The sequence below is a fragment of the Burkholderia contaminans genome (assembly GCF_029633825.1).
Taxonomy (GTDB): domain Bacteria; phylum Pseudomonadota; class Gammaproteobacteria; order Burkholderiales; family Burkholderiaceae; genus Burkholderia; species Burkholderia contaminans.
In genome coordinates this window covers 1,559,871-1,583,465 of the sequence record NZ_CP090641.1, presented here as the reverse complement: position 1 = coordinate 1,583,465, position 23,595 = coordinate 1,559,871, and the positions used below count along the sequence as shown (strand labels likewise).

Genomic DNA, 23,595 nt, shown 5'->3' with positions numbered 1-23,595 from the left:
GCCGGCGAGCGCGCCCGGGCGGCATGCGGCAAAAAGGGGGAGGAGCGGAGGAGAAGCCGGCCGCGTCGACGCGGCCGGCGGACGGCGGCCCGGAAACGGGCCGCTGCGGGGTGTTACACGAGCCCGGTCGCGTAGTACACGGCGATCACGAAGAACACCGCGAGTGTCTTGATGATCGTGACCGCGAAGATGTCGCGATACGACTCGCGGTGCGTGAGGCCCGTGACCGCGAGCAGCGTGATCACCGCGCCGTTGTGCGGCAGCGTGTCCATGCCGCCGCTGGCCATCGCGACGACCCGGTGCAGCACGTCCAGCGGGATATTCGCGGCTTGCGCCCCTTTGATGAACAGGTCCGACATCGCGGCGAGCGCGATGCTCATCCCACCCGACGCCGAGCCCGTGATACCGGCGAGCGAGCTGACCGACACGGCCGCGTTGACGAGCGGGTTCGGGATGCTCTTCAGTGCATCGCTGACGACGAGGAAGCCCGGCAGCGCGGCGATCACGCCGCCGAAGCCGTATTCCGACGCGGTGTTCATCGCGGCGAGCAGCGCACCGGCGACGGCGGCCTTCGAGCCGGCCGCGAAGCGCCCGCTCACCCGCTTGAATGCGGTCAGTACGACCAGCACGATGCCGAGCAGCAGTGCAGCCTCGACCGACCAGATCGCGACGACAGTCTTGATCGACGTCGTGACCGGCGCGTGCACGCCGGGCAGCACTTCCGGCGCGACCGTGTACGACGCGGCGCCGTACCACTGCGGAATCAGCTTCGTGAACGCGAAGTTCGACACGCCGACCAGGATCAGCGGCAGGATCGCGAGCGCGGGATGCGGCAGCGACGTGGTCTCGACGCGTTCCGGCTCGTTGACGAGCGACGTGCCGTAGCCTTCACCCTTCGCCATCGCCGAACGGCGGCGCCATTCGAGATACGTGAGGCCGACGACGATGATGAACAGCGAGCCGATCGTGCCGAGCACCGGCGCGGCCCAGGCGGTCGTCTTGAAGAACGTGGTCGGGATGATGTTCTGGATCTGCGGCGTGCCGGGCAGCGAATCCATCGTGAACGAGAATGCGCCGAGCGCGATCGCGCCGGGCATCAGCCGTTTCGGGATGTTGCTCTGGCGATAGAGTTCGGCCGCGAACGGATACACCGCGAACACCACGACGAACAGCGATACGCCGCCATAGGTGAGCAGCGCACACACCGCGACGATCACCGCATTCGCGCGTGAACGGCCGATGTAGCGGATCGCCGCGTGGACGATCGACTCGGAGAATCCGGAGAGTTCGATCACCTTGCCGAACACTGCGCCGAGCATGAACACCGGGAAATACAGTTTGACGAAGCCGACCATCTTCTCCATGAAGATGCCGGAGAAGACCGGTGCGACGGCGGCGGGTTCGGTCAGGAGCACCGCGCCGAGTGCGGCGATCGGCGCGAACAGGATCACGCTGTAGCCGCGATACGCGGCAAACATCAGGAACGCCAGCGCGGCGAGGACGATCACGAAAGACAAGGGAGTCTCCTAATGGCTTTGGTTGTTGTTCGATCGCGGGACGCGCCGCGGACCGGCTCAGGTTCGTGCAGGTTTCGTGCCATCGGCCGGATTGCGCCGCCGGACGCGGGTCCGCCGGAGACTGGCGGGCCCGCGCCGGTCGTTGTCTGAGGATTCTACATAAAACGTCTCGATCCGGAGACGAAATGGCCGTCCGGCCAGCCCGCGGAATCAAGCAGGGCTTTCCTGGACAACGCGTTGCGGCGTGTCTCCAGAGTGAGATAATCCGTCTCGTTCCGGAGACAGCCGGCCCAAGATACACGGAGACGACGACACGATGATGAATGACTGGGTCCGCCTGCCCGTCAACTACGGCGACGTGCTGCGGCGCGCCGCCGAGTCGCTGTTCCGGACCTTCGAGGATTCGAGCGCGGGCACGGTGGTCGTCGATCGCGATGCGCGTGTCGTGTGGATGAACGAGCGGTACGCCGCGCGCTTCGGTTTCGCCGATCCGCAGCAGGCCGTCGGCCTCGACTGCGAGGCCGTGATTCCGAACAGCCTGATGCGCGAGGTCGTGTCGACCGGGCAGCCGATCCTGCTCGACATCATGGAGACGGGCCGCGAGCCGCTCGTCGTCACGCGGCTGCCGCTGAAGAACGAGGCCGGCGAGACGGTCGGCGCGATCGGCTTCGCGCTGTTCGACCAGTTGAAGACGCTCACGCCGATTTTTTCCCGCTACGCACAGCTTCAGCAGCAGCTGATCGCGACGCAGCGTTCGCTCGCGCAGGCGCGCCGCGCGAAATACACGTTCGCGAGCTTCGTCGGCACGAGCGCCGCGAGCCTCGAAACCAAGCGCCAGGCGCGCCGCGCCGCGCAGGTCGATTCGCCGGTGCTGCTGCTCGGCGAGACGGGCACCGGCAAGGAACTGCTCGCGCATGCGATTCACGCGGCGTCGGCGCGTGCACTCCAGCCGCTCGTGACCGTCAACGTCGCCGCGATTCCCGACACACTGCTCGAAACCGAATTCTTCGGCGCGGCACCCGGCGCGTACACGGGCGCCGATCGCAAGGGGCGCATCGGCAAGTTCGAACTGGCGGATCGCGGCACGCTGTTTCTCGACGAGATCGGCGACATGCCGCTGCCGCTGCAGGGCAAGCTGCTGCGCGTGCTGCAGGACAAGGAATTCGAGCCGGTCGGCTCGAACCGGATCGTGCGCGCCGACGTCCGGATCATCGCGGCCACGAGCGCCGACCTGCCGGCGCTGGTCGCGGCCGGGCGTTTTCGCGCGGATCTCTATTACCGGTTGAACGTGCTGACGATCCACGCGCCGCCGCTGCGCGAGCGCGCGTCCGACATCGCGGCGCTCGTCTACGCGACGCTCGAGGAGCTGGCCGCGCAGCACGGGCGCGCCGCCCATTGCGAGCTGACCGACGATGCGCTGCGGATGCTGTGCGCGTATCCGTGGCCGGGCAACGTGCGCGAGTTGCGCAATACGCTCGAACGCGCGCTGATGCTGTCGGACCGGTCGGTGATCGATGCGCGCGCGCTCGCGCCGTTCCTTGGGCCGGTGCGCGTATCGACGGACGCGGCCGCACCGACGCAACCGCTGGCCGCGCCACCGGTCGAACGACGCGCGGGCGAGCGGCCCGCTGCGCCGGCCGCTTCGTATGCCGATGCATTGGCGGCGTGGGAGCGCCAGTTCCTGACCGATGCGCTGGCAGCCTGCGACGGGAAGGTGGTGGAAGCGGCCGCGCGCATCGGAATCGGCCGCGCAACGCTGTACAAGAAACTGGCGGCGCTGGGCATCGACCGGTAAGCCAGACGGCCAGGCCGGCGCGCCCGGACGTGAAGCATCGAACAGGAGATCACGATGAAACGGATCGGCATCGCAGGGTGGCTGACTATTTTGCTGGCGACTTCTGCGTTCGCGCAGTCCGGCGACACCGATGCGCCCGAGGCGCGGCGCAACTGGTACAACGATCCGTTCATCGCGCTGTCGCGGGACGTGGCCGAATGCCCGTTGCCGCTCGGCCCGTGGATGACCCGGGCCGAGATGGCCGACGACGCGCATTACCGCGCCGAACGCGGCACCACCTGCTGGCTCGCGCATCGCTGCACGAAGCCGAATTCGTATATGTATGACGCACCGATCGCCGACGCCGTGAAGGCGCACTTCGCCGGCTCCGATCGGCTGCATGGCACGAGCCTCTGGATCACCGTGCAGCGACGTTTCATTTACGTCGAAGGATGTGCGGATACGGCGTTCGATCGGCAGGCGTTGCAGCGCGAACTCGAGGCGCTTCCCGACGTCGAGCAGGTGTTCGTTCGCATCACCGAAGATCCACGCAAGCGCTTGCCGTACAAGGCGCGCGGGCAACCCGGCCGTACGCCGGACTGACGGCCGGAGGGCCGCGCATGGCATACTCGCGACATTCAAAAAAAGGTTGACGGGAACAACAATGAAACACATGCTTGCGTCGGTCTGTCGGTGGCCTCGGGCGGCCGTTGTCTTGGCTCTGGTTGCAGGGCTCGGCGGGTGTGGCGGCAGCGCGCCGCTGTTCACTTCGGACGGGCGTCCGACTACCCAGGTGCAATGCACCGGCAGCGACTGGAGCAATTGCACGGACAACGCACGGGCGATCTGCAACGGCGATTTCGAAGTGATTCAGCAATCGAGCGATGACGCCACGCGAAATCTTCTCTTCGCGTGCAAGAAAAAAAGCGGTTATTGATCCCGAGATAACCGGTTGAGGCGCCACGATCGGGCGAAGCGTTTTTCTGTTGGCTGAGAGTCATCTATTTTTCACGAATAACACTCACGGAGTCCCATCCATATGGCGACCTACAGGCAACTGACCGCGCAGCTCGAACGGCTTCAGCAAAAGATCGACAAGGAACGCGAAAAGGCGATTGCCGATGCGATTGCCGATATCCGCGCGAAAATCGAGGAATACGACATTACGCCGGAAGAACTCGGGTTTCGTCCGGTACGCGCGGCCGCTGGCGCAGCCAAGCCGAAACGTGTGTCGCCGCCGAAATATTTGAATCCGAAGACGGGTGAAACCTGGAGTGGCCGCGGGCGCTCGCCGACGTGGCTCGGCAAGAATCGCGAGCGTTTCCTGATCAAGGACTGACTCCCGAAAAACCTCACCTTTCGCGTACTGACTGACGGTGCGAACGGCCATGCGGCCGTCGCGCCGTTTTGTTTTCGTGCATTTCCGGCGCGATTCCCGATCGCGTATTGAACTGCGACGCCGCGCAATTAACGGATCACGTTTTGCGAATTCGCCGCGATTCGACGGGATATCGCGGCGAATTCCGGTAAACAGCCGCGCAATTGCGCAGCACATGCGCATGGGCCTGCGCCAATCTCGCGGTGCACGCGTGCTGCAAATTCCGATCACCTTTCGCGTGTTGGCGCGTGGCGCCGTGCAATTCCCGAAGAGTCTCACCATGGCTCCTGTAAATCCTCACCTTTGACGAAGCGGACGCAGCGTCGTGCTGCACGCCTGTACCGTGTGCGCCGAGCGAATGTGCCCGGACGGCGCGCGGCGATGGCTTCCGTACTGGTGTTGCAGGCCCATGGTGCGAGCGTTGACGTGGGTCGAACAGTCGGCCGTCCGGCATATAGGCAGCTGCATGCGCTTCGCCTATGCTTGGAGTTCGCGTCGATCGGCGTATGGCCTGCCCGTGCCGCATGCCGATCGGGTCGTCTTTCGTTACCGCAGGGAGCCGATGTGACCGTTCGCCATCTCGATGCGTTGTTCCAGCCCAGGTCCGTTGCGGTCGTCGGCGCGTCGTCGCGCGCGGGCAGTATCGGCGCGATGGTGTGGTCGCGCGTGCTCGACGGTGCATTCGAGGGGCCCGTGTGGCCCGTCAATCCGAAGTATCGTGACCTGCACGGGCATCCGGTCGTTGCCGATGTCGACCGGTTGCCCGCGCCGCCGTCGGTGGCCGTGATCTGCACGCCGCCCGCGACCTGGGCCGGCATCGTGCGCAAGCTCGGCGAGCTCGGCACGCGCGTTGCGGTGATCATCGGCGAGGCGCGCACCGATGCCGATCGCGCCGCGCTCGATCGCACGCTGAAGGCGGCGAAGCCGTTCGTGCTCCGTATCGTCGGGCCGGGCAGTCTCGGCGTGCTGTCGCCTGCACGGCACGCGCATTTCGGCGCGCCGGCCTACACCGCGCGATCGGGCGGCGTCGCGTGGGTGTCGCAATCGAATGCGCTGACGAACGCGGTGCTCGGCTGGGCCGATGCACGGGGCCTCGGCTTTTCGCATGTCGTTGCGCTCGGCGCCGAGTCCGACGTCGATGCGGGCGATGTGCTCGACTATCTCGCGAGCGATCCCGGCACGCGTGCGATCCTGCTCGAACTCGATACCGTGCGCGCCGCGCGCAAGTTCATGTCGGCCGCTCGCGCCGCTGCACGCAACAAGCCGGTGCTCGCCTTGCGCACCGGCCGCGCGGATCCCGGCGACGCGCTCTATACGGCGGCGTTCCAGCGCGCGGGGATGGTGCGTGTGGATGCGCTCGACGATCTGCTCGACGAGATCGAGACGCTCGGCGTCGGCCGCGTCACGGCGCGCGGCGCGGCCACGCTCGTGACGAGCGATGCGGGCGTCGCGAAACTCGCGGTCGATGCGGTGGCCGAGGTGCGCGATGTGCTGGCCGACTGGTCGCCCGCGGCCGCGTCGGCCGTGTCGGCGGCGCTGCCGCATCTCGTATCGCCCGGCAATCCGCTCACGCTGGGCGACGATGCGCGCCCGGAACACTTTGCCGCGGCGGTCAAGGCGCTCGCGCCGTTCCCGCAAACGGGCACGCTGTTCGTCGTCCATTCGACTTCCCACAGCGCGCCGGCCGATGCGGTTGCGCACACGCTGATCGAATCACGGCAGTATGCGCATCGCGGCATCCTCGCGTGTTTCTTCGGCGCGGTCGATGCGGCGACGCGCGATGCGCTGCATGCGAACGGCATTCCGGTGCACACCACGCCGCAGCGGCTCGCGCGTGCCTATGCGCGTCTCGTCGACTACAACCTCGGGCGGCAACTGCTGATGCAAACGCCCGAGGGTACGCCGCTGCAGCCGGCCGAGTGCGTTGCATCCGCGCAGGCGGATGCGCGCCGGATGGTCGAAGCCGGCCAACATGAGCTGGCCGGCGAAGCCGCGCTGCGCTGGCTGTCCCATTTCGGCCTGCAGGGCGAGCCGGCCGTTGAGCCGGCCGGGAAGAAAGTCGTCGATGTCACCGTCGACATGTATGACGATTCGAATTTCGGCCCGGTATTTCGCTATGCGGTGCCGCCCGCGGACGGCGTATCGGCGCCGTTCGTCGTCTATGGCCTGCCGCCGCTGAACACCGTGCTCGCTCGCGCGGTGATGGAGCGCTCGCCGTATGCGCGCAGCACGCCCATCGAGCCGACGCTCGACGCATTGACGGCGCTGTCGCAGGTCGTCTGCGACGTGCGTGAAGTCGTGGCGATGTCGGTCACGCTGCGCGTGCTGTCCGACCGCGCGCACGTGATTGCGCCACGCGTCACGCTGGCAGCAGGGCGCAGCCGGCTCGCGATCATGCCGTATCCGCGTCACCTCGAGGAGACGCTCGAGTGGCGCGGCGAGACGGTGACGATCCGCCCGATCCGTCCGGAAGACGAGGCCGCGCACAACGAACTGCTCGGCGCGATGACGCCGGAGGATCTGCGGATGCGTTTCTTCGGGGCGGTGCGCAGCTTCGATCATTCGCAGGTCGCGCGCATGACGCAGATCGATTACGACCGTGAGATGGCCTTCATCGTGTCGTTCACCGATGTGTCGGGGCGCGACCACACGCTCGCGGTGGCGCGCGCGGTGGCCGATCCCGACAACGAGACCGCGGAGTTCGCGATCGCGGTGCGACCCGATCAGAAGGGCAAGGGGCTTGGCCGGCTGATGATGACCCGCATCATCGACTACGCGCGCTCGCGCGGAACCGCATGGATGATCGGCGAGGCGCTGCGCGAGAACTCGGCGATGATCTCGCTGGCGAAGGCGTGCGGGTTCGAGGTGTCGCCGACGGAGGAGCCTGGTGTCGTGGGCTTCAGGATGAAGCTGCAGCCGTAGCGTGTGTCGGCGGCCCGACGCGCGGCGACGTTGCATGCGGTGGATGTCTTCGGCCTCCGCGCACGTCCGGAATTTTGCCGGTGAGGAATGCAGAGCATTCGAAGCCGCTTCGCGAGCGAAGTAACCGAGCAAGTGTCGGCGCCTGTTCGCAGCGGAAATATCGACGCACAAATGGCACCGAGCAGGCACTGCGAGACGCGTACCGCTTGTCGCGATATCCGTCCCGCACCGCTGCTTCAGACAAGGTGCCCGCACGCATTTACCGCCGCATTCCACCCTCGAAAATTCGACGTTACCCAAAAGGTGAGACTTTTCGGGAGCTGTCGGTGAGCTTCTCCGGGACGTGTCGGGGTGAGCCGATACGGGAGCACTTGGTGAGTCGATACGGGAACACTAGGTGAGCCTTCCCGGGAGTGGCCGGTGAGCGTCTGCGGGAGCCGCCGGTGAGCCTTTCCGGGGCACATCGGTGAGGGTCTGCGGGACGTATTGGTGAGCACATCCGGGAGACCTGGGTGAGGGTTTCCAGGAGCCTTGGTGAGCTTTTTCGGGAGGTGTGGGTGAGCGCTTGCGGGATGCAAAGGTGAGGCTTTTCGGGAGCGTCCGGATGCACGTCTCCCGCAAGCGCAGCGCTGGCCTGGGCCGGCGTCATGCGGGGTGCGGGCACGCACGAACCGTGCCCATGACCCCGTTCAGGCAGCGAGTTTCGATGCCGCGTCGTTCACCTGGTCGCGCGAAATCGCGAGTTCCTCGAGGTGCGGATCGGCGTAGACCGCGCCGGTTTCACGCTCGAGGCGGGCGATCGTCAGCGCACAGCGCGCGGTGTCCTTCGGCATCGCGATGAAGCGCTTGACCGATTCGCCGGACGTGAACGCTTCGAACAATGCGCCGCGCACGTCGTCCGGGAGCGTCTTGGTCCACTGGTACGGCTTGCCGTTGAACGTGATCGACGGCGGCAGCGTGCGTTCCTTCTTGGTCGCCGTGATGAGCCCGTAGGTGCGGGCCGCGTCGCCGATCTGCTCGGGCGAGAAGAGTTCGTCGGGCGTGATGTCGAACTGCTCGATGTAGCTCTCGATCGCCTGCATTGCAGCGGTACGATCGTCGCGCTTCTTCTGCGCGCGCGCGACGATATCGCGCAGCTCGTCCGCCTCTTCGGGCGTGATCGTGAAGCTTGCCTGCTTCTGCTGAAGTTCGGAGAAACGCTGGAATTCTTGATCGTTCAGAAGTTTGGCCATGACATCCATCGGACACGACGGCCGCGACAACCGGCCGCCGTAGTTTTTGAGAGGGCCGCTATTTTAGCGTAGCGCCGTGGGCGCACGATATGGCACCGTGTATCGCGCGCCGCAAAGGGGTTGCGCGCGACCGAGGGCGACGCGATGGCGCCGCCCCGGTGCGCTCCGCCGAGCCTGCGCGTCAGCAGGCCTCGTCGCGGCACATCGACAGATGGGCGGCCGTCTCGCGCACCCGTTCGACGACCGTGTCGACGGACGGCGCCATATGCGCATCGATCCGGCGCATGTACGGGCAGGTCAGCACCGCGATCGCATGGCCGGACGGCCCGAGGATCGGCGCGCTCAGGTCGGTCACGCCATACGCCTGGCGGCTGTCCTCGCGCAGGTAGCCGTCCTGCCGGATCGACTGGCACGCATAGGCGAGTTCCTGCTCGTTCAGCGGCGCTTCGCCCTTGACCTTGCGGTGCTCGGCGAGCATGTGCGCGCGCTGCTCGGCGCCCTGGAACGCCAGCATCACGCGTCCCGATGCCGTATCGGCGAGCCCGACGCGCGAGCCGAGCCGGACCGACACGCCCCACGGGCCGGGCCCGTCGACCTGCGCGATCACGAGCAGGTTGCCGCGATCGTAGACGGACAGGTGGCAGGATTGCTCGGAGGAATCGGCGAAACGCTGCATCGGCGGCAACGCCTCGGCGATCAGCCGGTTCATCGGCGGATGGCGGTGTGCGAGCGAGAACAGCTTGAGGCTGAGCGTGTAGCGGTCGCCGCCGGTCGAGCGCATCACGTAGCGGCGCGCGACGAGGCGTTCGAGCATCCGGTAGATCTCGCTCGCGTTGCGGCCGAGTTCCTTCGTGATTTCAGTGCGGGTGAGGCCTTCTTTCTGCTCCGACAGGAGTTCGAGAATGTCGAGACCCTTGTCGAGCGCGGGAGCGCGATAGCGGTCGATTGCGCCCATCGATTCCCGTGCGTCGCAGCCGGGAAGCAGGTCATTGGTTGTTTGCATTGTCGATGTGAAGTTGGGGGATTGCCGTCGGTCGGTTGGCGACGCACGCTGACCAATTCTGCAACCCGCTTGTGTCGAGCCCTCGTGTGGCACCAAAGGCCACCGTTTGAGCTTAACAACAAACATTTAGTGTGCAATGCAGCGTCTTTTTACCGATCGTTACCGAATAAGAACGGATCAGTTCGCTCCGGGGATGACAGGGAAGCCCCGAATACCCGGTATTCATGACAGGTGGCAAACGTTCAAGGTGTTCGAAAGGAAAGCGGGCAGCGGCTTTGCCCCCAATGCTGCACCGCAGCGTCCGCGGGCGCACCAATAGTCGGTATCCGTCGCGCGTCATTTCCCGTTGCGCGGCCGGTGGTACAAAGGCTGGCGGGCCAGCGACGGTGCGGTCGCGCGTGTAGCCGGCCGGTACGGGCCGGACCATGTCGCGGGTGCCGGGCCGTCGTCGCCGATGCGCAGGCCGGCGGCCGCCCGTTCGATGTGCGCCATACTTCCGTGCGGCGCCACGATCGCTGCGCCCGCGCGACCCTCGCGCGTCGACGGCATGCCGGATGCGGCGCCGACGCGCGCCATCGACGATCGACAATCAGTCCGGCGCGCGGCCGTGAAGGGCCGCGTCGGCCGGAATCCTGTCCCATTCGACAACAGAGGTTAAGCACGATGAAACTGCTTCGCTATGGCCCGTCCGGCCAGGAAAAGCCCGGGATTCTCGACGCGGACGGCCGGATTCGCGACCTGTCCGCGCATGTGCCGGACCTGTCCGGCGATGTGCTGTCCGACGCGAGTCTCGCGCGGCTGCGCGCGATCGATCCGGCCACGCTGCCGCTGGTGTCGGGCGAGCCGCGCATCGGCGCATGCGTCGGACATGTCGGCAAATTCATCGGCATCGGCCTGAACTATGCCGATCACGCGGCCGAAGCCGGCATGCCGGTGCCGAAGGAGCCGGTCGTGTTCGGCAAGTGGACGAGCTCGATCTGCGGCCCGAACGACGGCATCGATATCCCGAAGGGCTCCGTCAAGACCGACTGGGAAGTCGAGCTGGGCGTCGTGATCGGCAAGTCCTGCAAGGACGTCGACGAAGCGCGAGCGCTCGATTACGTCGCGGGCTACTGCGTCGTCAACGACGTGTCCGAGCGCGAATGGCAGATCGAGCGCGGCGGCCAGTGGGACAAGGGCAAGGGCTTCGACACGTTTGGCCCGGTCGGTCCGTGGCTCGTCACGCGCGACGAGGTGCCCGATCCGCAGCGTCTCGATCTGTGGCTCGAGGTCGACGGCCACCGCTATCAGAACGGCAACACGCGCACGATGGTGTTCACCGTCGCGCAGCTGATCGCCTATCTGTCGCGCTGCATGAGCCTGCAGCCGGGCGACGTGATCACGACCGGCACGCCGCCGGGCGTCGGCATGGGCATCAAGCCGTCGCCGGTGTTCCTGAAGGCCGGGCAAGTGGTGCGCCTCGGGATCGAAGGACTCGGCGAGCAGTTGCAGAGCACGCGCGACGCGCAATGAGTGCTTGAGCGGCGCGGGCTGGCTGGAAGATGCGGCCGCCTGCACGCTGGGCGTGTTGCCCGACACGTCGGCTTGACCGCCGACGGCGACCCACGCGAAAGCGCAGCGAGATAGCCAAAAACCAAGGGCCCGATTCCGCGCGAGGCGGAACCGGGCCCTTGTCGCTTGTTCGCGTCCGTACGGGGCAGATCAGACGACGTTGTCGAGTTCGCAGTGCGCCTCGAGCCGGTAGCCGTCGGGGTCGACGACGAACGCCGCGTAATAGCCGGGGCCGTAGTGCTCGCGTTTGCCGGGCCCGCCGTTGTCCTTGCCGCCGTGCTCGAGCGCGGCGCGGTAGAACGCGTCGACCTCGACCGGCGACGCGGCCTTGAACGACAGGTGCAATCCCGACTCGGGATCGGCGACGACGGGGCGAGCCACGTGCTCCAACCACAGCTCGGGCTCGGTCGTGCCGTATCCGATGGCGCCGTCGTCGCTATACAGACGCTTGTAGCCGAGTGCGCCGAGCGCGCTGTCGTAGAAGGTGCGGCTGCGGTCGATGTGGGCAACGCCGAACGAAAGGTGGTCGATCATTTGTGGCTCCTTGGACTGAGGGGGACGTCAGTGCGGCGAAGCTGCTTAGAGACACCATGCCAGCCGCTTGTAGCGAAGCGCGCCAAGCGTGCTGTCGTCATACATGCGGCTGGCGGCGGTGTGGATAACCCTGAACGAAAGACGATCGATCATCTGTGTCTCCTTGGATTGAGAGGGACGTCGGTACGGCAAACCCGTTTTTAACCACCATGCTGGTTATGTTAGAAATCGCTCGGGCGCTTGTCAACCGGCATGGTGGTTAGATACGATCCGGGCATGAGCGATACGCAACCTTCCGTCACGATGGACTGCCTGATTCCGGCGCCACCCGAAACCCTGAGCATCGATTTCGCGAATACGCTGTATTGGCGCGGCAGCGATCCGCCGACGGAAACCTTCGGCACGATGGACGACCTGCTGGCGTGGTGTCGCGAGCAGGCCGGCGTGCCGGTCGGCCTGGCGGAAGTGTGTCGTGCGCTCGGCGAAGAGGCGGGTGAACCGGCGATGCTGGCGCACGCGCTCGCGTTGCGCGAGGCGCTGTATCGGCTCTTTCTTGCGCAGGCCGAACAGCGCGAGCCGCAGGCCGACGATCTCGCGCTGCTCGGCGGCTTCCTGGCGGAAGCGGCGCCGCGCGTCGCGCTGGCACGCATCGATGGCGGTTATGCGTGGCGGATCGCGGAGGGGCGCGCGACGCTGGCGGGGCTGCTGAGCCCGGTGCTGTGGTCGGCGATCGACCTGCTCGGCGGTGCGCGGCTCGCGAAGGTCAAGCGTTGCGCGAACGACGCCTGCCAGTGGCTGTTCATCGACGACAGCAAGAACGGCAGCCGCCGCTGGTGTTCGATGTCGTCGTGCGGCAATCGAGCGAAGGCGTACCGCCACTATCACAAGGCCGACTGACGGTCGGCCCGTTCACGTTCACTGCGCGGCAACCGCCCTGTTCATTTCGCCGACAACTTCCGCCACAGCGTCGTCTTGCTGATGCCGAGCATCGCGCACGCGCGGTCGCGGTCGCCGCCGCACGCGTCGAGCACCGCTCGGATTTCGTCGGCTTCCGCACGACGCCGGCGGGCGTGCAGTGTCTGCGCATCGTCGCTGTCGGCCGTGTCGGGTGGTGCCGCGAACAGCTCGGGTGCGATCGCCTGCAGCGCGTCGGGATCGAGCGCGCCGCATGCGGCGGCCGGATCGTTTTCATCGGCTTCCTCGGCGAGCTCCACCGCGATCCGCTCGATCACGTTCTGCAGTTCGCGCACGTTGCCGGGCCATCCGTAGCGCGCAAGCACGGCCTGCGTCGCACCGAGCACGCGCGCGGCGTCGTCGGCATCGCGCAGGCGTTCGGCCAGGCGCGGTTCGCGTCGTGCGGCCTGCACGAGCAGCGTGGCCGCGAGCGCGGGAATGTCGGCTGCGCGCTCGCGCAGCGGCGGCAGGCCGACGTTCAGGATGTTGAGCCGGTAATAGAGATCCGCGCGGAACGTGCCGGCCTCGACGGCCGCGAGCAGCGGACGGTGCGTCGCGGCGATCACGCGCACGTCGATGCGGATCGGCTCGGTCGAGCCGAGGCGGATCACCTCGCGTTCCTGCAGCGCGCGCAGCAGCCGGCTCTGCAGCGACGGCGGCATCTCGCCGATCTCGTCGAGAAACAGCGTGCCGCGGTGGGCGGCTTCGAACAGGCCGGTCTTGCCGCCGCGCCGCGCACCGGTGAACGCGCCTTCCTCATAGCCGAACAGCTCGCTTTCGAGCAGCGCTTCCGGAAACGCGCCGCAATTGACCGCGACGAACGGGTAGCTGCGCCGCGCAGAGAGCGCGTGCAGGCTTTGCGCGATCATTTCCTTGCCGGTGCCGCTTTCGCCGAGCACGAGCACGGTCGCGTCGGATTTCGCGTAACGGCGCACGAGATCGCGCACGCGCGCCATCGGCGCCGACGCGCCGACCACGTCGTCGAGCGCGTAGCGCGCCGCGAACTGCTGCGTGGTGGGCTGCGAACGCAGCGCACGATCGAGCCGTTCGACCGCGCGCGATTCCTGGAACGTCAGCACGCTGCCCGACGTGACGCCGCGATCGACGAGCGGCCCGCGATGCACGACGTAGCGCACGCCGCGCACGGTCGCGAGCGCGTCGCCGTCCTCGCCGCGCAGCGTGCGCAACTCGGGCCGCAGGTCGACGAGCGCACGGCCGACGGCCGCCGCGGGTTCGACCCCGAGCGCCGACGCGAGCCGCTCGTTGATCGCTTCCACACGGCCGCGCGCGTCGAGCGCGACCACGCCGTCGCGCAGGTGCTGGAGCAGGTTGTCGAGCCGCTGGCGGCGGAACGCCTCGGCATGCGTCGCGTACGCGACTTCGAGCGCCGTCTCGACGGCCTTGCGTACCGATGCGTGCGAATACAGGAACACCGCGCCCATGCCGGCGCTGGCCGCGAGATCGGTGACGAGGCCGGGGCCGACGATCGTCTCGATGCCGCGGTCGTGCAGGTCGTGCACGCAGGCTTCCGCTTCCTGCGCGGACTGATATGACGCAAACTGCACGTCGAGGCCGTACGCGGCGACGAAGCGGCGCACTTCGGGCGGCGTTTCCCCGGCGCTGACGAGCGCGATCCGCGACGCGTCGCGCCGAGCGCGCGCGAGCGCCTGCATCACGTCGAAGCCGGTCGGCGACACGACCACCACCGGCACCTGCGCACGCGTTTTCAGGAAGCCGCCGTTCGAGCCGGCCGCGACGATCACGTCGGGCCGCGCGGTGCCGGCCTCGGCGATTGCGCTGAGTGCATCCTCATAGGCGCGCGTGACGATGCGCACGTCGGCGCGTTCGTCGAATTCGCCGGCGATCTCGCGAAACAGGTCGCGCAGGCGGCTGATACCCATCGCCCAGATACGCGGGCGCACCGCGCGATCGGCCGGGCCGACGGGCTTGGTCGAGGAGAGGTCCATGGCGGTCGATTATGCGCGCGTGATTTCATTTTTGAAACATGAAATTGCTGAATTGAAATCGTCGGACGTGGCTTCGCCCCGGCCAGGTGCTTAAGAATCAGTGGGTTAGCGACGTTGCGCGAGCTGGCCCGGTCCTTGCTGTTAATGGTCGTTCCTTCAGGAGGCCGTTCATGAGCAATACGCATCTTCAGAGCGCCGGCGCGAAATTCCGCGCGGCAGTCGCGGCCGAGCAGCCGCTGCAGGTGGTCGGCGCGATCACCGCGTACGCGGCCAAGATGGCACAGGCCGTCGGCTTCAAGGCCGTCTACCTGTCGGGCGGCGGCGTCGCCGCGAACTCGCTCGGGATCCCCGACCTCGGCATCAGCACGATGGAAGACGTGCTGATCGACGCGAACCGGATCACCAACGCGACCGACCTGCCGCTGCTGGTCGACATCGATACCGGCTGGGGCGGCGCGTTCAACATCGCGCGCACGGTGCGTTCGTTCATCAAGGCCGGCGTCGCGGCCGTGCACCTGGAAGACCAGGTCGGCCAGAAGCGCTGCGGCCACCGTCCGGGCAAGGAAGTCGTGCCGATCGAGGAAATGGTCGATCGCGTCAAGGCGGCGGTCGATGCACGTACCGACGACCAGTTCGTGATCATGGCGCGTACCGACGCCGCCGCCGCCGAAGGGATCGACTCGGCGATCGAGCGCGCTGTGGCCTATGTCGAAGCCGGTGCGGACATGATTTTCCCGGAAGCGATGAAGACGCTCGACGACTACCGCCGCTTCAAGGCCGCGGTGAAGGTGCCGATCCTCGCGAACCTGACCGAGTTCGGCTCGACGCCGCTGTTCACGGTCGACGAGCTGCGCGAGGCGAACGTCGACATCGCGCTGTACTGCTGCGGCGCGTATCGCGCGATGAACAAGGCTGCGCTGAACTTCTACGAGACGGTGCGCCGAGACGGTACGCAGAAGGAAGCCGTGCAGACGATGCAGACGCGTGCCGAGCTGTACGACTTCCTCGGCTATCACGAATACGAGCGCAAGCTCGACGAGCTGTTCGCGCAGGGCAAGAAGTAAGCACCCGCGCGCCGGGACACGATTCCGGAGAGCCTTGCATGGGGCCGGACTAAGCGCTGAAGCGCCAAGTCCGGCCGACCGCGAAGCATGGGGCCGGACTAAGCGCTGAAGCGCCAAGTCCGGCCGACAGCCCATACCCCAGATACACATTGGAGAGCAGAAACATGAGCGAGACGAAAGACGCAGCAGCACCGGCCGCCGCAGGCGCATTCAAGCCGAAGAAGTCGGTGGCGCTGTCGGGCGTGACGGCCGGCAACACCGCGCTGTGCACGGTCGGCAAGACCGGCAACGACCTGCACTATCGCGGCTACGACATTCTCGACGTCGCCGAATCGTGCGAGTTCGAGGAAATCGCGCACCTGCTCGTGCACGGCACGCTGCCGAACCTGACCGAACTGGCCGCGTACAAGGCGAAGCTGCGCGCGCTGCGCGGCCTGCCGAACGCGCTGAAGGCGGCGCTCGAGCAGATCCCGGCGTCCGCGCACCCGATGGACGTGATGCGCACGGGCGTGTCGGTGCTCGGCACCGTGCTGCCGGAGAAGGACGACCACAACCTGCCGGGCGCACGCGACATCGCCGACCGCCTGATGGCATCGCTCGGCTCGATGCTGCTGTACTGGTATCACTTCTCGCACAACGGCAAGCGCATCGAGACGGAAACCGACGACGACTCGATCGGCGGCCACTTCCTGCATCTGCTGCACGGCAAGACGCCGTCGAAGTCGTGGGTCGAGGCGATGCACACGTCGCTGATCCTGTACGCGGAGCACGAGTTCAATGCGTCGACGTTCACCGGCCGCGTGATCGCGGGCACGGGCTCGGACATCTACTCGGCGATCACCGGCGCGATCGGCGCGCTGCGCGGGCCGAAGCATGGCGGCGCGAACGAAGTCGCGTATGAAATCCAGAGCCGCTACAGCTCGCCGGACGACGCCGAAGCCGACATCCGCCGCCGCGTCGAGAACAAGGAAGTCGTGATCGGTTTCGGGCACCCGGTCTACACGATCTCCGATCCGCGCAACAAGGTGATCAAGGGCGTCGCGCACAAGCTGTCGAAGGAAGCGGGCGACCTGAAGCTGTACAACATCGCCGAGCGCCTCGAATCGGTGATGTGGGAAGCGAAGAAGATGTTCCCGAACCTCGACTGGTTCAGCGCGGTGTCGTATCACATGATGGGCGTGCCGACCGCGATGTTCACGCCGCTGTTCGTGATCTCGCGCACGTCCGGCTGGAGCGCGCACATCATCGAGCAGCGCATCGACAACAAGATCATCCGCCCGAGTGCGAACTACACCGGTCCGGAAGACCTGCAGTTCGTGCCGATCGAGAAGCGCTGATCGTCCGCCGCGCGCGCCGGCGTCCGTGATGCGGGCAGCCGGCGCGCGCGGAACGCCTTACCCCGAATTCCGCCCCACACCATGAATACCGCCAACCGCAAACCCCTGCCCGGCACGTCGCTGGACTATTTCGACGCGCGTGCCGCGGTCGAAGCGATCGCGCCCGGCGCCTACGACACGCTGCCGTACACGTCGCGCGTGCTCGCCGAAAACCTCGTGCGCCGCTGCGATCCGGCGATCCTTGCCGATTCGCTGAAGCAGATCATCGAGCGCAAGCGCGAACGTGATTTCCCGTGGTTCCCGGCGCGCGTCGTGTGCCACGACATCCTCGGGCAGACGGCGCTCGTCGATCTCGCCGGCCTGCGCGACGCGATCGCCGACGGCGGCGGCGACCCGGCCAAGGTGAACCCGGTCGTGCCGGTGCAGCTGATCGTCGACCACTCGCTCGCGGTCGAGTGCGGCGGCTTCGATCCGGACGCGTTCGCGAAGAACCGCGCGATCGAGGATCGTCGCAACGAAGATCGCTTCCACTTCATCGAGTGGACGAAGAAGGCGTTCGAGAACGTCGACGTGATCCCGCCGGGCAACGGCATCATGCACCAGATCAACCTCGAGAAGATGTCGCCGGTGATCCAGGCGCAGGATGGCGTGGCGTTCCCGGATACCTGCGTCGGCACCGACAGCCACACGCCGCACGTCGACGCGCTCGGCGTGATCGCGATCGGCGTCGGCGGGCTGGAGGCGGAGAACGTGATGCTCGGCCGCGCGTCGTGGATGCGCCTGCCGGACATCGTCGGCGTCGAGCTGACCGGCAAGCGCCAGCCCGGCATCACCGCGACCGACGTCGTGCTCGCGCTGACCGAGTTCCTGCGCAAGGAGAAGGTGGTCGGCGCATATCTGGAGTTCCGCGGCGAAGGCGCGGCGAGCCTCACGCTCGGCGATCGCGCGACGATCTCGAACATGGCACCCGAGTATGGCGCGACGGCCGCGATGTTCTTCATCGACGGCCAGACGACCGATTACCTGCGCCTCACCGGCCGCAGCGACGAGCAGGTGAAGCTGGTCGAGACCTACGCGAAGGTGGCGGGCCTGTGGGCCGACACGCTGAACAACGCGCAATACGAACGCACGCTGACGTTCGACCTGTCGAGCGTCGTGCGCAACATGGCCGGCCCGTCGAACCCGCACAAGCGGCTGCCGACGTCGGACCTCGCCGCACGCGGGATCGCCGGCAAGTGGGAAGAGAAGCCGGGCGAGATGCCCGACGGCGCGGTGATCATCGCTGCGATCACGAGCTGCACGAACACCAGCAACCCGCGCAACGTGATCGCCGCGGCCTTGCTCGCCCGCAACGCGAACGCGCGCGGCCTCACGCGCAAGCCGTGGGTGAAGAGCTCGCTCGCGCCCGGCTCGAAGGCGGTCGAGCTGTATTTGGAAGAAGCGAACCTGTTGCCCGAACTCGAGAAGCTCGGCTTCGGCATCGTCGCGTTCGCGTGCACGACCTGCAACGGGATGTCGGGCGCGCTCGACCCGAAGATCCAGCAGGAGATCGTCGATCGCGACCTGTACGCGACGGCCGTGCTGTCCGGCAACCGCAACTTCGACGGCCGCATCCACCCGTATGCGAAGCAGGCGTTCCTCGCGTCGCCGCCGCTGGTCGTCGCGTATGCGATCGCCGGCACGATCCGCTTCGACATCGAGAAGGACGTGCTCGGCCACGACCAGGACGGCAAGCCCGTCACGCTGAAGGACATCTGGCCGACCGACGAGGAGATCGATGCGATCGTCGCGGCGAGCGTGAAGCCCGAGCAGTTCCGCAAGGTCTACGAACCGATGTTCGCGCGTAGCGCGGAGGCGGGCGAGCGCGCGGCGCCGCTGTACGACTGGCGCGCGCAGAGCACGTACATCCGCCGTCCGCCGTACTGGGAAGGCGCACTGGCCGGCGAGCGCACGTTGCAGGGGATGCGCCCGCTCGCGGTGCTCGGCGACAACATCACGACCGACCACCTGTCGCCGTCGAACGCGATCCTGCTGGACAGCGCGGCCGGCGAATACCTCGCGAAGATGGGCCTGCCGGAAGAAGACTTCAACTCGTACGCGACGCACCGGGGCGACCACCTGACCGCGCAGCGCGCGACCTTCGCGAACCCGACGCTGATCAACGAGATGGCGATCGTCGACGGCGCGGTGAAGAAGGGCTCGCTCGCGCGCGTCGAGCCGGAAGGCAAGGTCATGCGGATGTGGGAAGCGATCGAGACGTACATGAATCGCAAGCAGCCGCTGATCGTCGTGGCGGGCGCCGACTACGGCCAGGGCTCGTCGCGCGACTGGGCCGCGAAGGGCGTGCGGCTCGCGGGTGTCGAGGCGATCGCCGCCGAAGGCTTCGAGCGGATCCACCGCACGAACCTGATCGGGATGGGCGTGCTGCCGCTCGAGTTCAAGCCCGGCACGAACCGGACGACGCTCGGCATCGACGGCACCGAAACCTTCGACGTGATCGGCGAGCGCACGCCGCGCGCCGACCTGACGCTCGTGATTCACCGCAGGAACGGCGAGCGCGTCGAGGTGCCGATGACGTGCCGGCTCGATACGGCCGAGGAAGTGTCGATTTATGAGGCGGGCGGCGTGCTGCAGCGCTTCGCGCAGGACTTCCTCGAATCGTCTCAGGCGGCTTGACCGAGTCACACAGGGATAACGCACACATGGCTCACATTCCTCAAATCAGGATTCCCGCGACCTACATTCGCGGCGGCACCAGCAAGGGCGTGTTCTTCCGGCTGCAGGACCTGCCGGACGCCGCGCAGGCGCCGGGCGCCGCGCGCGACGCGCTGCTGCTGCGCGTGATCGGCAGCCCCGATCCATACGGCAAGCAGATCGACGGGATGGGCGGCGCGACGTCGTCCACCAGCAAGACGGTGATCGTGTCGAAGAGCGCGCGGCCCGGCCACGACGTCGACTACCTGTTCGGCCAGGTGTCGATCGACAAGGCGTTCGTCGACTGGACCGGCAACTGCGGCAACCTGTCGGCGGCGGTCGGCCCGTTCGCGATCAGCAGCGGGCTCGTCGATCCGGCCCGCGTGCCGCGCGACGGCGTCGCGACCGTGCGGATCTGGCAGGCGAACATCGGCAAGACGATCGTCGCGCATGTGCCGGTGACGAACGGTGCGGTGCAGGAGACGGGCGACTTCGAGCTGGATGGCGTCACGTTCCCGGCCGCCGAAGTGCAGCTCGAGTTCATGGATCCGGCCGCCGAGGAAGAGGGCGCGGGCGGGTCGATGTTCCCGACCGGCAACCTCGTCGACGATCTCGCGGTGCCGGGCGTCGGTACGCTGAAGGCGACGATGATCAACGCGGGGATCCCGACGATCTTCGTCGAAGCGGAAGCGATCGGCTATACGGGCACCGAGCTGCAGGACGCGATCAACGGCGATGCGAAGGCGCTCGAGAAGTTCGAGACGATTCGTGCGCACGGCGCGCTGCGGATGGGCCTGATCGACACGCTCGATGAAATCGCGACGCGGCAGCACACGCCGAAGATCGCGTTCGTCGCGAAGCCGGCCGACTACGTTGCATCGAGCGGCAAGCGCGTGAACGCGGGCGACGTCGACCTGCTGGTGCGCGCGATGTCGATGGGCAAGCTGCACCACGCGATGATGGGCACGGCAGCGGTCGCGATCGGCACGGCCGCGGCGATCCCCGGCACGCTCGTCAACCTGGCGGCGGGCGGCGGCGAACGCAACGCGGTGCGCTTCGGGCATCCGTCGGGCACGCTGCGCGTCGGCGCGGAAGCGCAGCTCGAGAACGGCGAGTGGACCGTCACCAAGGCGATCATGAGCCGCAGTGCGCGCGTGTTGATGGAAGGCTGGGTGAGGGTGCCGGGCGACGCGTTCTGAGCGTTGCCGGTTCCGGCAAGGCAGCCGGAATGAGCACGGCTCACCCCGATCCCTGCGAAGCGGACCCCGCGACGCAGGGATTTTTTCATGTGACGCGTTGACGCCCGCGTGACGGGCGCGATCCGATGCGACGCGCACGGCATCGGAGACCGTCGCGATACGTGACACGGACAGGAGAATCGCATGCCGCTCGATGCGCCGCTTGCCGGCATCCACATCGTCGAATTCGAAGGTCTCGGCCCCGGCCCGCTCGCGGGCTGGATGCTTGCCGGGATGGGCGCGCGGATCACGCTGATCGCCCGCCCGTCCGGCCGCACGAGCGCGCCTGACGCGTTGCGGGCCTGCGACGGCGACCTGCTGCGCGAAGGCAAGACGGTCGTCGAACTCGACCTGAAGTCGCCGGCCGGCCGCGACGCCGCGCTCGAACTGATCGCGCAGGCCGATGCGCTGATCGAGGGGCTGCGGCCCGGCGTGATGGAACGGCTCGGCCTCGGGCCGGACGATTGCGCATGCCGCAACCCGACGCTCGTGTACGGGCGGATGACCGGCTGGGGCCAGCACGGCCCGCTCGCGGCCGCGGCCGGACACGACCTGAACTACGTCGCGCTGACGGGGCTGCTGTCGTTGTCGGCGCCGCGCGACGGCAGGCCGGGGTTGCCGCCGACCGTCGTCGGCGATGCGGGCGGCGCGCTCGGGCTCGCGTTCGGAATCGTCTGCGCGCTGTTCGACGTGCGTGGCGGCGGCCCGGGGCGCGTGGTCGACGGCGCGATCGTCGACATCGTGTCGATGCTCGGTTCGCTCGCGCTGTGGGCGCGCGCGAACGGGCAGCTCGACGGCGCGCAGCCGAGCCTCTTTCACGATGCGCCGTTCTACGACGTGTATCGCTGCGCGGATGGCGAATGCGTGACGATCGGCGCGCTCGAGCCGCCGTTCTATGCGCTGCTGGTCGAACGGCTCGGGCTGACCGACGTCGATCCGGCGTCGCAGTACGACCGCGCGCGCTGGCCCGCGTTGAAGGCGCGTTTTGCCGACGTGTTCGCGCAGCAGCCGTCCGCGCACTGGCGCGCGTTGCTCGAAGGCACCGACGCGTGTTTCGCGCCGGTGCTGAGCGTGGCCGACGCGGCTACGCATCCGCACAACGCGGCGCGCGGGATCTATCGGACGGATGAGAACGGCAACGTGCGGGCGCGGGTGGCGCCGCGGTTTTTGCCGTTGGCGGGGGGCGGGGTGGAGTAGACGGACTGACATGTCGAGGTCGTTGAGCCAGTCTCGAAACGCACATTGTCGAAAGACTTCGCAAATCTTGGGCGCCAATTATGGTGCTAAATTTGGCCTTAAAAAGAGTACAATCGATCTCCTGTTGAAAAAGGAGTCGACATGCCTCATACCATTCTGGCCAACGTTACGGCGAGCGTTTCGGAACTGAAGCGGAATCCGATGGGCACGGTCGCGGCAGGAGAGGGTTTCCCGGTCGCGATCCTGAATCACAACGAACCCGCGTTCTATTGCATCCCGGCGAAGACCTGGGAGGCGATGGTCGAACGCCTTGAAGATATCGAAGACAACGCGTTGGCCGACAAGCGCGCCAAGGAGAAGGTCGTCAAGGTCAAGCTGAATGACCTTTGAGCTTGCCTTTCTCGAACCTGCTCTGAAAGAGTGGAAGAAGCTCGATCGCACCGTTCGCGATCAGTTCAAATCCCGGCTCGCCGAGCGGCTCGAGAATCCTCGAATACCGTCCGCGAAGCTGCAGGGTCATCCGGACCGCTACAAGATCAAGCTGCGCAGCGTCGGCTATCGGCTCGTGTACGAAGTGCGCGATTCGGAAGTGCTCGTACTGGTCGTGGCGGTCGGTCGACGCGAGCGCGATGCTGTCTATCTTGCCGCGATGAAGCGTTAGATCCCCATGCGCCGCATATGGAAGCGGCAAGCTTTTCCGCACGTCTGGCCGCTCGGCTCGACTACGCGGTGATCGTCTTCTGGAAGGACGGGCGATCTTTCAAGTGCGGAGAACCGCTCACGCCGTTTCCTCCGGCGCATCCGGCATCTTGCCGTCGCCGACGCGGTTGATCGTGCCCTGCGCGATCGCGACGAGCCGCTCGTGATCGCCGTCGATGACGAACACATGACACTGGCAGGTCGCCTGATGCCGCCCCGCGTAGACGAGCTTCGCGCGGGCGACGAGCGTGCCGTTCACGGCCGGCCGCAGGTAGTTGATCTTGTATTCCGCCGTGATCACGCGCGGGCCGAGCACGAGCGCGCCGGCGAACGTCAGCGCGTTGTCCGCGAGGTAGCTGATGACGCCGCCGTGCACGAAACCGTGCTGCTGCCGCAGTTCTTCGCGCACGGGCAGGCACAGCGACACTTCGTTGTCGCCGATGTGCATCAGCTCCGTGCCCAGCAGCATGCTGAACGGTTGCGCACGCAATGCGCCGCGCGCGTGGTCCGTGATGTCGGTCATCGACTTTCCTC

20 protein-coding genes are annotated in these 23,595 nt (G+C 67.0%); 14 read left to right on the top strand and 6 right to left on the bottom strand.

The window, feature by feature from the left end; all coding sequences use genetic code 11:
• Positions 1-113 precede the first annotated feature (113 nt).
• Positions 114-1,517, bottom strand: a complete 1,404-nt coding sequence (locus tag LXE91_RS24755) for a GntP family permease (protein ID WP_039349609.1) — start codon at positions 1,515-1,517, stop codon at positions 114-116.
• A 316-nt stretch (positions 1,518-1,833) separates the two neighbouring features.
• Here LXE91_RS24755 and LXE91_RS24750 point away from each other — a divergent pair, with 316 nt between their 5' ends.
• The 5 genes from LXE91_RS24750 to LXE91_RS24730 all read left to right on the top strand — a co-directional run bounded on the left by LXE91_RS24750 (position 1,834) and on the right by LXE91_RS24730 (position 7,591).
• Complete coding sequence (locus tag LXE91_RS24750) at positions 1,834-3,312, top strand: sigma-54 interaction domain-containing protein (protein ID WP_039349611.1); 1,479 nt, start codon at positions 1,834-1,836, stop codon at positions 3,310-3,312.
• A 54-nt stretch (positions 3,313-3,366) separates the two neighbouring features.
• A complete protein-coding gene (locus LXE91_RS24745; protein WP_039349614.1) occupies positions 3,367-3,894 on the top strand; it encodes a BON domain-containing protein in 528 nt (175 codons plus the stop codon).
• Positions 3,895-3,955: 61 nt separating this feature from the next.
• Positions 3,956-4,228 (top strand): hypothetical protein, encoded by a 273-nt coding sequence (locus LXE91_RS24740; RefSeq protein WP_081421152.1) that lies wholly within the window; start codon positions 3,956-3,958, stop codon positions 4,226-4,228.
• A gap of 102 nt (positions 4,229-4,330) precedes the next feature.
• A complete protein-coding gene (locus tag LXE91_RS24735; protein WP_039349617.1) occupies positions 4,331-4,630 on the top strand; it encodes an H-NS histone family protein in 300 nt (99 codons plus the stop codon).
• Positions 4,631-5,233: 603 nt separating this feature from the next.
• Positions 5,234-7,591 carry a GNAT family N-acetyltransferase gene (locus LXE91_RS24730; protein WP_039349618.1) on the top strand — a complete coding sequence of 786 codons (2,358 nt, stop codon included), beginning with the start codon at positions 5,234-5,236 and terminating at the stop codon, positions 7,589-7,591.
• Positions 7,592-8,280: 689 nt separating this feature from the next.
• Here the strand turns inward: LXE91_RS24730 and LXE91_RS24725 are convergent.
• The gene (locus LXE91_RS24725; RefSeq protein WP_039349620.1) at positions 8,281-8,832 is read right to left on the bottom strand and encodes a hypothetical protein; all 552 of its coding nucleotides are present in this window, start codon (positions 8,830-8,832) and stop codon (positions 8,281-8,283) included.
• Positions 8,833-9,004: 172 nt separating this feature from the next.
• Positions 9,005-9,826, bottom strand: a complete 822-nt coding sequence (locus LXE91_RS24720; protein WP_039349622.1) for an IclR family transcriptional regulator — start codon at positions 9,824-9,826, stop codon at positions 9,005-9,007.
• 663 nt (positions 9,827-10,489) lie between these two features.
• Between LXE91_RS24720 and LXE91_RS24715 the strand changes: the two genes are divergently transcribed.
• The gene (locus LXE91_RS24715) at positions 10,490-11,338 is read left to right on the top strand and encodes an ureidoglycolate lyase (protein WP_039349624.1); all 849 of its coding nucleotides are present in this window, start codon (positions 10,490-10,492) and stop codon (positions 11,336-11,338) included.
• A 189-nt stretch (positions 11,339-11,527) separates the two neighbouring features.
• On the opposite strand, the gene LXE91_RS24710 is transcribed toward LXE91_RS24715, so the two are convergent.
• Positions 11,528-11,911, bottom strand: coding sequence for a VOC family protein (locus LXE91_RS24710; protein ID WP_039349627.1), 384 nt, complete (start codon positions 11,909-11,911; stop codon positions 11,528-11,530).
• A 252-nt stretch (positions 11,912-12,163) separates the two neighbouring features.
• Between LXE91_RS24710 and LXE91_RS24705 the strand changes: the two genes are divergently transcribed.
• Positions 12,164-12,808, top strand: a complete 645-nt coding sequence (locus LXE91_RS24705) for a CGNR zinc finger domain-containing protein (protein ID WP_039349630.1) — start codon at positions 12,164-12,166, stop codon at positions 12,806-12,808.
• A 41-nt stretch (positions 12,809-12,849) separates the two neighbouring features.
• On the opposite strand, the gene prpR is transcribed toward LXE91_RS24705, so the two are convergent.
• A complete protein-coding gene (gene prpR / locus LXE91_RS24700; RefSeq protein WP_039349633.1) occupies positions 12,850-14,832 on the bottom strand; it encodes a propionate catabolism operon regulatory protein PrpR in 1,983 nt (660 codons plus the stop codon).
• Between the two features lie 170 nt (positions 14,833-15,002).
• Here prpR and prpB point away from each other — a divergent pair, with 170 nt between their 5' ends.
• From prpB to LXE91_RS24665, 7 genes are all read left to right on the top strand, one after another.
• Positions 15,003-15,896, top strand: coding sequence for a methylisocitrate lyase (prpB, locus tag LXE91_RS24695; protein ID WP_039349639.1), 894 nt, complete (start codon positions 15,003-15,005; stop codon positions 15,894-15,896).
• A gap of 164 nt (positions 15,897-16,060) precedes the next feature.
• Positions 16,061-17,233 carry a bifunctional 2-methylcitrate synthase/citrate synthase gene (prpC, locus tag LXE91_RS24690; protein WP_027790338.1) on the top strand — a complete coding sequence of 391 codons (1,173 nt, stop codon included), beginning with the start codon at positions 16,061-16,063 and terminating at the stop codon, positions 17,231-17,233.
• Positions 17,234-17,314: 81 nt separating this feature from the next.
• Positions 17,315-19,909: a Fe/S-dependent 2-methylisocitrate dehydratase AcnD gene (gene acnD / locus LXE91_RS24685; protein ID WP_039349641.1), complete on the top strand. Its 2,595-nt coding sequence runs from the start codon at positions 17,315-17,317 to the stop codon at positions 19,907-19,909.
• A 26-nt stretch (positions 19,910-19,935) separates the two neighbouring features.
• The gene (gene prpF / locus LXE91_RS24680) at positions 19,936-21,126 is read left to right on the top strand and encodes a 2-methylaconitate cis-trans isomerase PrpF (protein ID WP_039349643.1); all 1,191 of its coding nucleotides are present in this window, start codon (positions 19,936-19,938) and stop codon (positions 21,124-21,126) included.
• 183 nt (positions 21,127-21,309) lie between these two features.
• On the top strand, positions 21,310-22,362 hold the full coding sequence (locus LXE91_RS24675; RefSeq protein WP_039349645.1) for a CaiB/BaiF CoA transferase family protein: 1,053 nt from the start codon (positions 21,310-21,312) through the stop codon (positions 22,360-22,362).
• Between the two features lie 141 nt (positions 22,363-22,503).
• Entirely contained in the window at positions 22,504-22,752 is a 249-nt protein-coding gene (locus LXE91_RS24670; protein WP_039349647.1) for a type II toxin-antitoxin system Phd/YefM family antitoxin, read from the top strand.
• A complete protein-coding gene (locus LXE91_RS24665) occupies positions 22,742-23,023 on the top strand; it encodes a type II toxin-antitoxin system RelE family toxin (protein ID WP_039349649.1) in 282 nt (93 codons plus the stop codon). The genes LXE91_RS24670 and LXE91_RS24665 overlap by 11 nt, the downstream gene beginning before the upstream one ends.
• Positions 23,024-23,140: 117 nt before the next feature.
• On the opposite strand, the gene LXE91_RS24660 is transcribed toward LXE91_RS24665, so the two are convergent.
• Positions 23,141-23,584: a PaaI family thioesterase gene (locus LXE91_RS24660; RefSeq protein WP_011353771.1), complete on the bottom strand. Its 444-nt coding sequence runs from the start codon at positions 23,582-23,584 to the stop codon at positions 23,141-23,143.
• Positions 23,585-23,595 lie beyond the last annotated feature (11 nt).

Excerpts from the sequence above, each read along its gene's own strand:
- LXE91_RS24750 (WP_039349611.1), top strand. The coding sequence starts at position 1,834 with ATGATGAATGACTGGGTCCGCCTGCCCGTCAACTACGGCGACGTGCTG.
- LXE91_RS24745 (WP_039349614.1), top strand. The coding sequence starts at position 3,367 with ATGAAACGGATCGGCATCGCAGGGTGGCTGACTATTTTGCTGGCGACT.
- LXE91_RS24740 (WP_081421152.1), top strand. The coding sequence starts at position 3,956 with ATGAAACACATGCTTGCGTCGGTCTGTCGGTGGCCTCGGGCGGCCGTT.
- LXE91_RS24735 (WP_039349617.1), top strand. The coding sequence starts at position 4,331 with ATGGCGACCTACAGGCAACTGACCGCGCAGCTCGAACGGCTTCAGCAA.
- LXE91_RS24725 (WP_039349620.1), bottom strand. The coding sequence starts at position 8,832 with ATGGATGTCATGGCCAAACTTCTGAACGATCAAGAATTCCAGCGTTTC.
- LXE91_RS24720 (WP_039349622.1), bottom strand. The coding sequence starts at position 9,826 with ATGCAAACAACCAATGACCTGCTTCCCGGCTGCGACGCACGGGAATCG.
- LXE91_RS24715 (WP_039349624.1), top strand. The coding sequence starts at position 10,490 with ATGAAACTGCTTCGCTATGGCCCGTCCGGCCAGGAAAAGCCCGGGATT.
- LXE91_RS24710 (WP_039349627.1), bottom strand. The coding sequence starts at position 11,911 with ATGATCGACCACCTTTCGTTCGGCGTTGCCCACATCGACCGCAGCCGC.
- LXE91_RS24705 (WP_039349630.1), top strand. The coding sequence starts at position 12,164 with ATGGTGGTTAGATACGATCCGGGCATGAGCGATACGCAACCTTCCGTC.
- prpR (WP_039349633.1), bottom strand. The coding sequence starts at position 14,832 with ATGGACCTCTCCTCGACCAAGCCCGTCGGCCCGGCCGATCGCGCGGTG.
- prpB (WP_039349639.1), top strand. The coding sequence starts at position 15,003 with ATGAGCAATACGCATCTTCAGAGCGCCGGCGCGAAATTCCGCGCGGCA.
- prpC (WP_027790338.1), top strand. The coding sequence starts at position 16,061 with ATGAGCGAGACGAAAGACGCAGCAGCACCGGCCGCCGCAGGCGCATTC.
- acnD (WP_039349641.1), top strand. The coding sequence starts at position 17,315 with ATGAATACCGCCAACCGCAAACCCCTGCCCGGCACGTCGCTGGACTAT.
- prpF (WP_039349643.1), top strand. The coding sequence starts at position 19,936 with ATGGCTCACATTCCTCAAATCAGGATTCCCGCGACCTACATTCGCGGC.
- LXE91_RS24675 (WP_039349645.1), top strand. The coding sequence starts at position 21,310 with ATGCCGCTCGATGCGCCGCTTGCCGGCATCCACATCGTCGAATTCGAA.
- LXE91_RS24670 (WP_039349647.1), top strand. The coding sequence starts at position 22,504 with ATGCCTCATACCATTCTGGCCAACGTTACGGCGAGCGTTTCGGAACTG.
- LXE91_RS24665 (WP_039349649.1), top strand. The coding sequence starts at position 22,742 with ATGACCTTTGAGCTTGCCTTTCTCGAACCTGCTCTGAAAGAGTGGAAG.
- LXE91_RS24660 (WP_011353771.1), bottom strand. The coding sequence starts at position 23,584 with ATGACCGACATCACGGACCACGCGCGCGGCGCATTGCGTGCGCAACCG.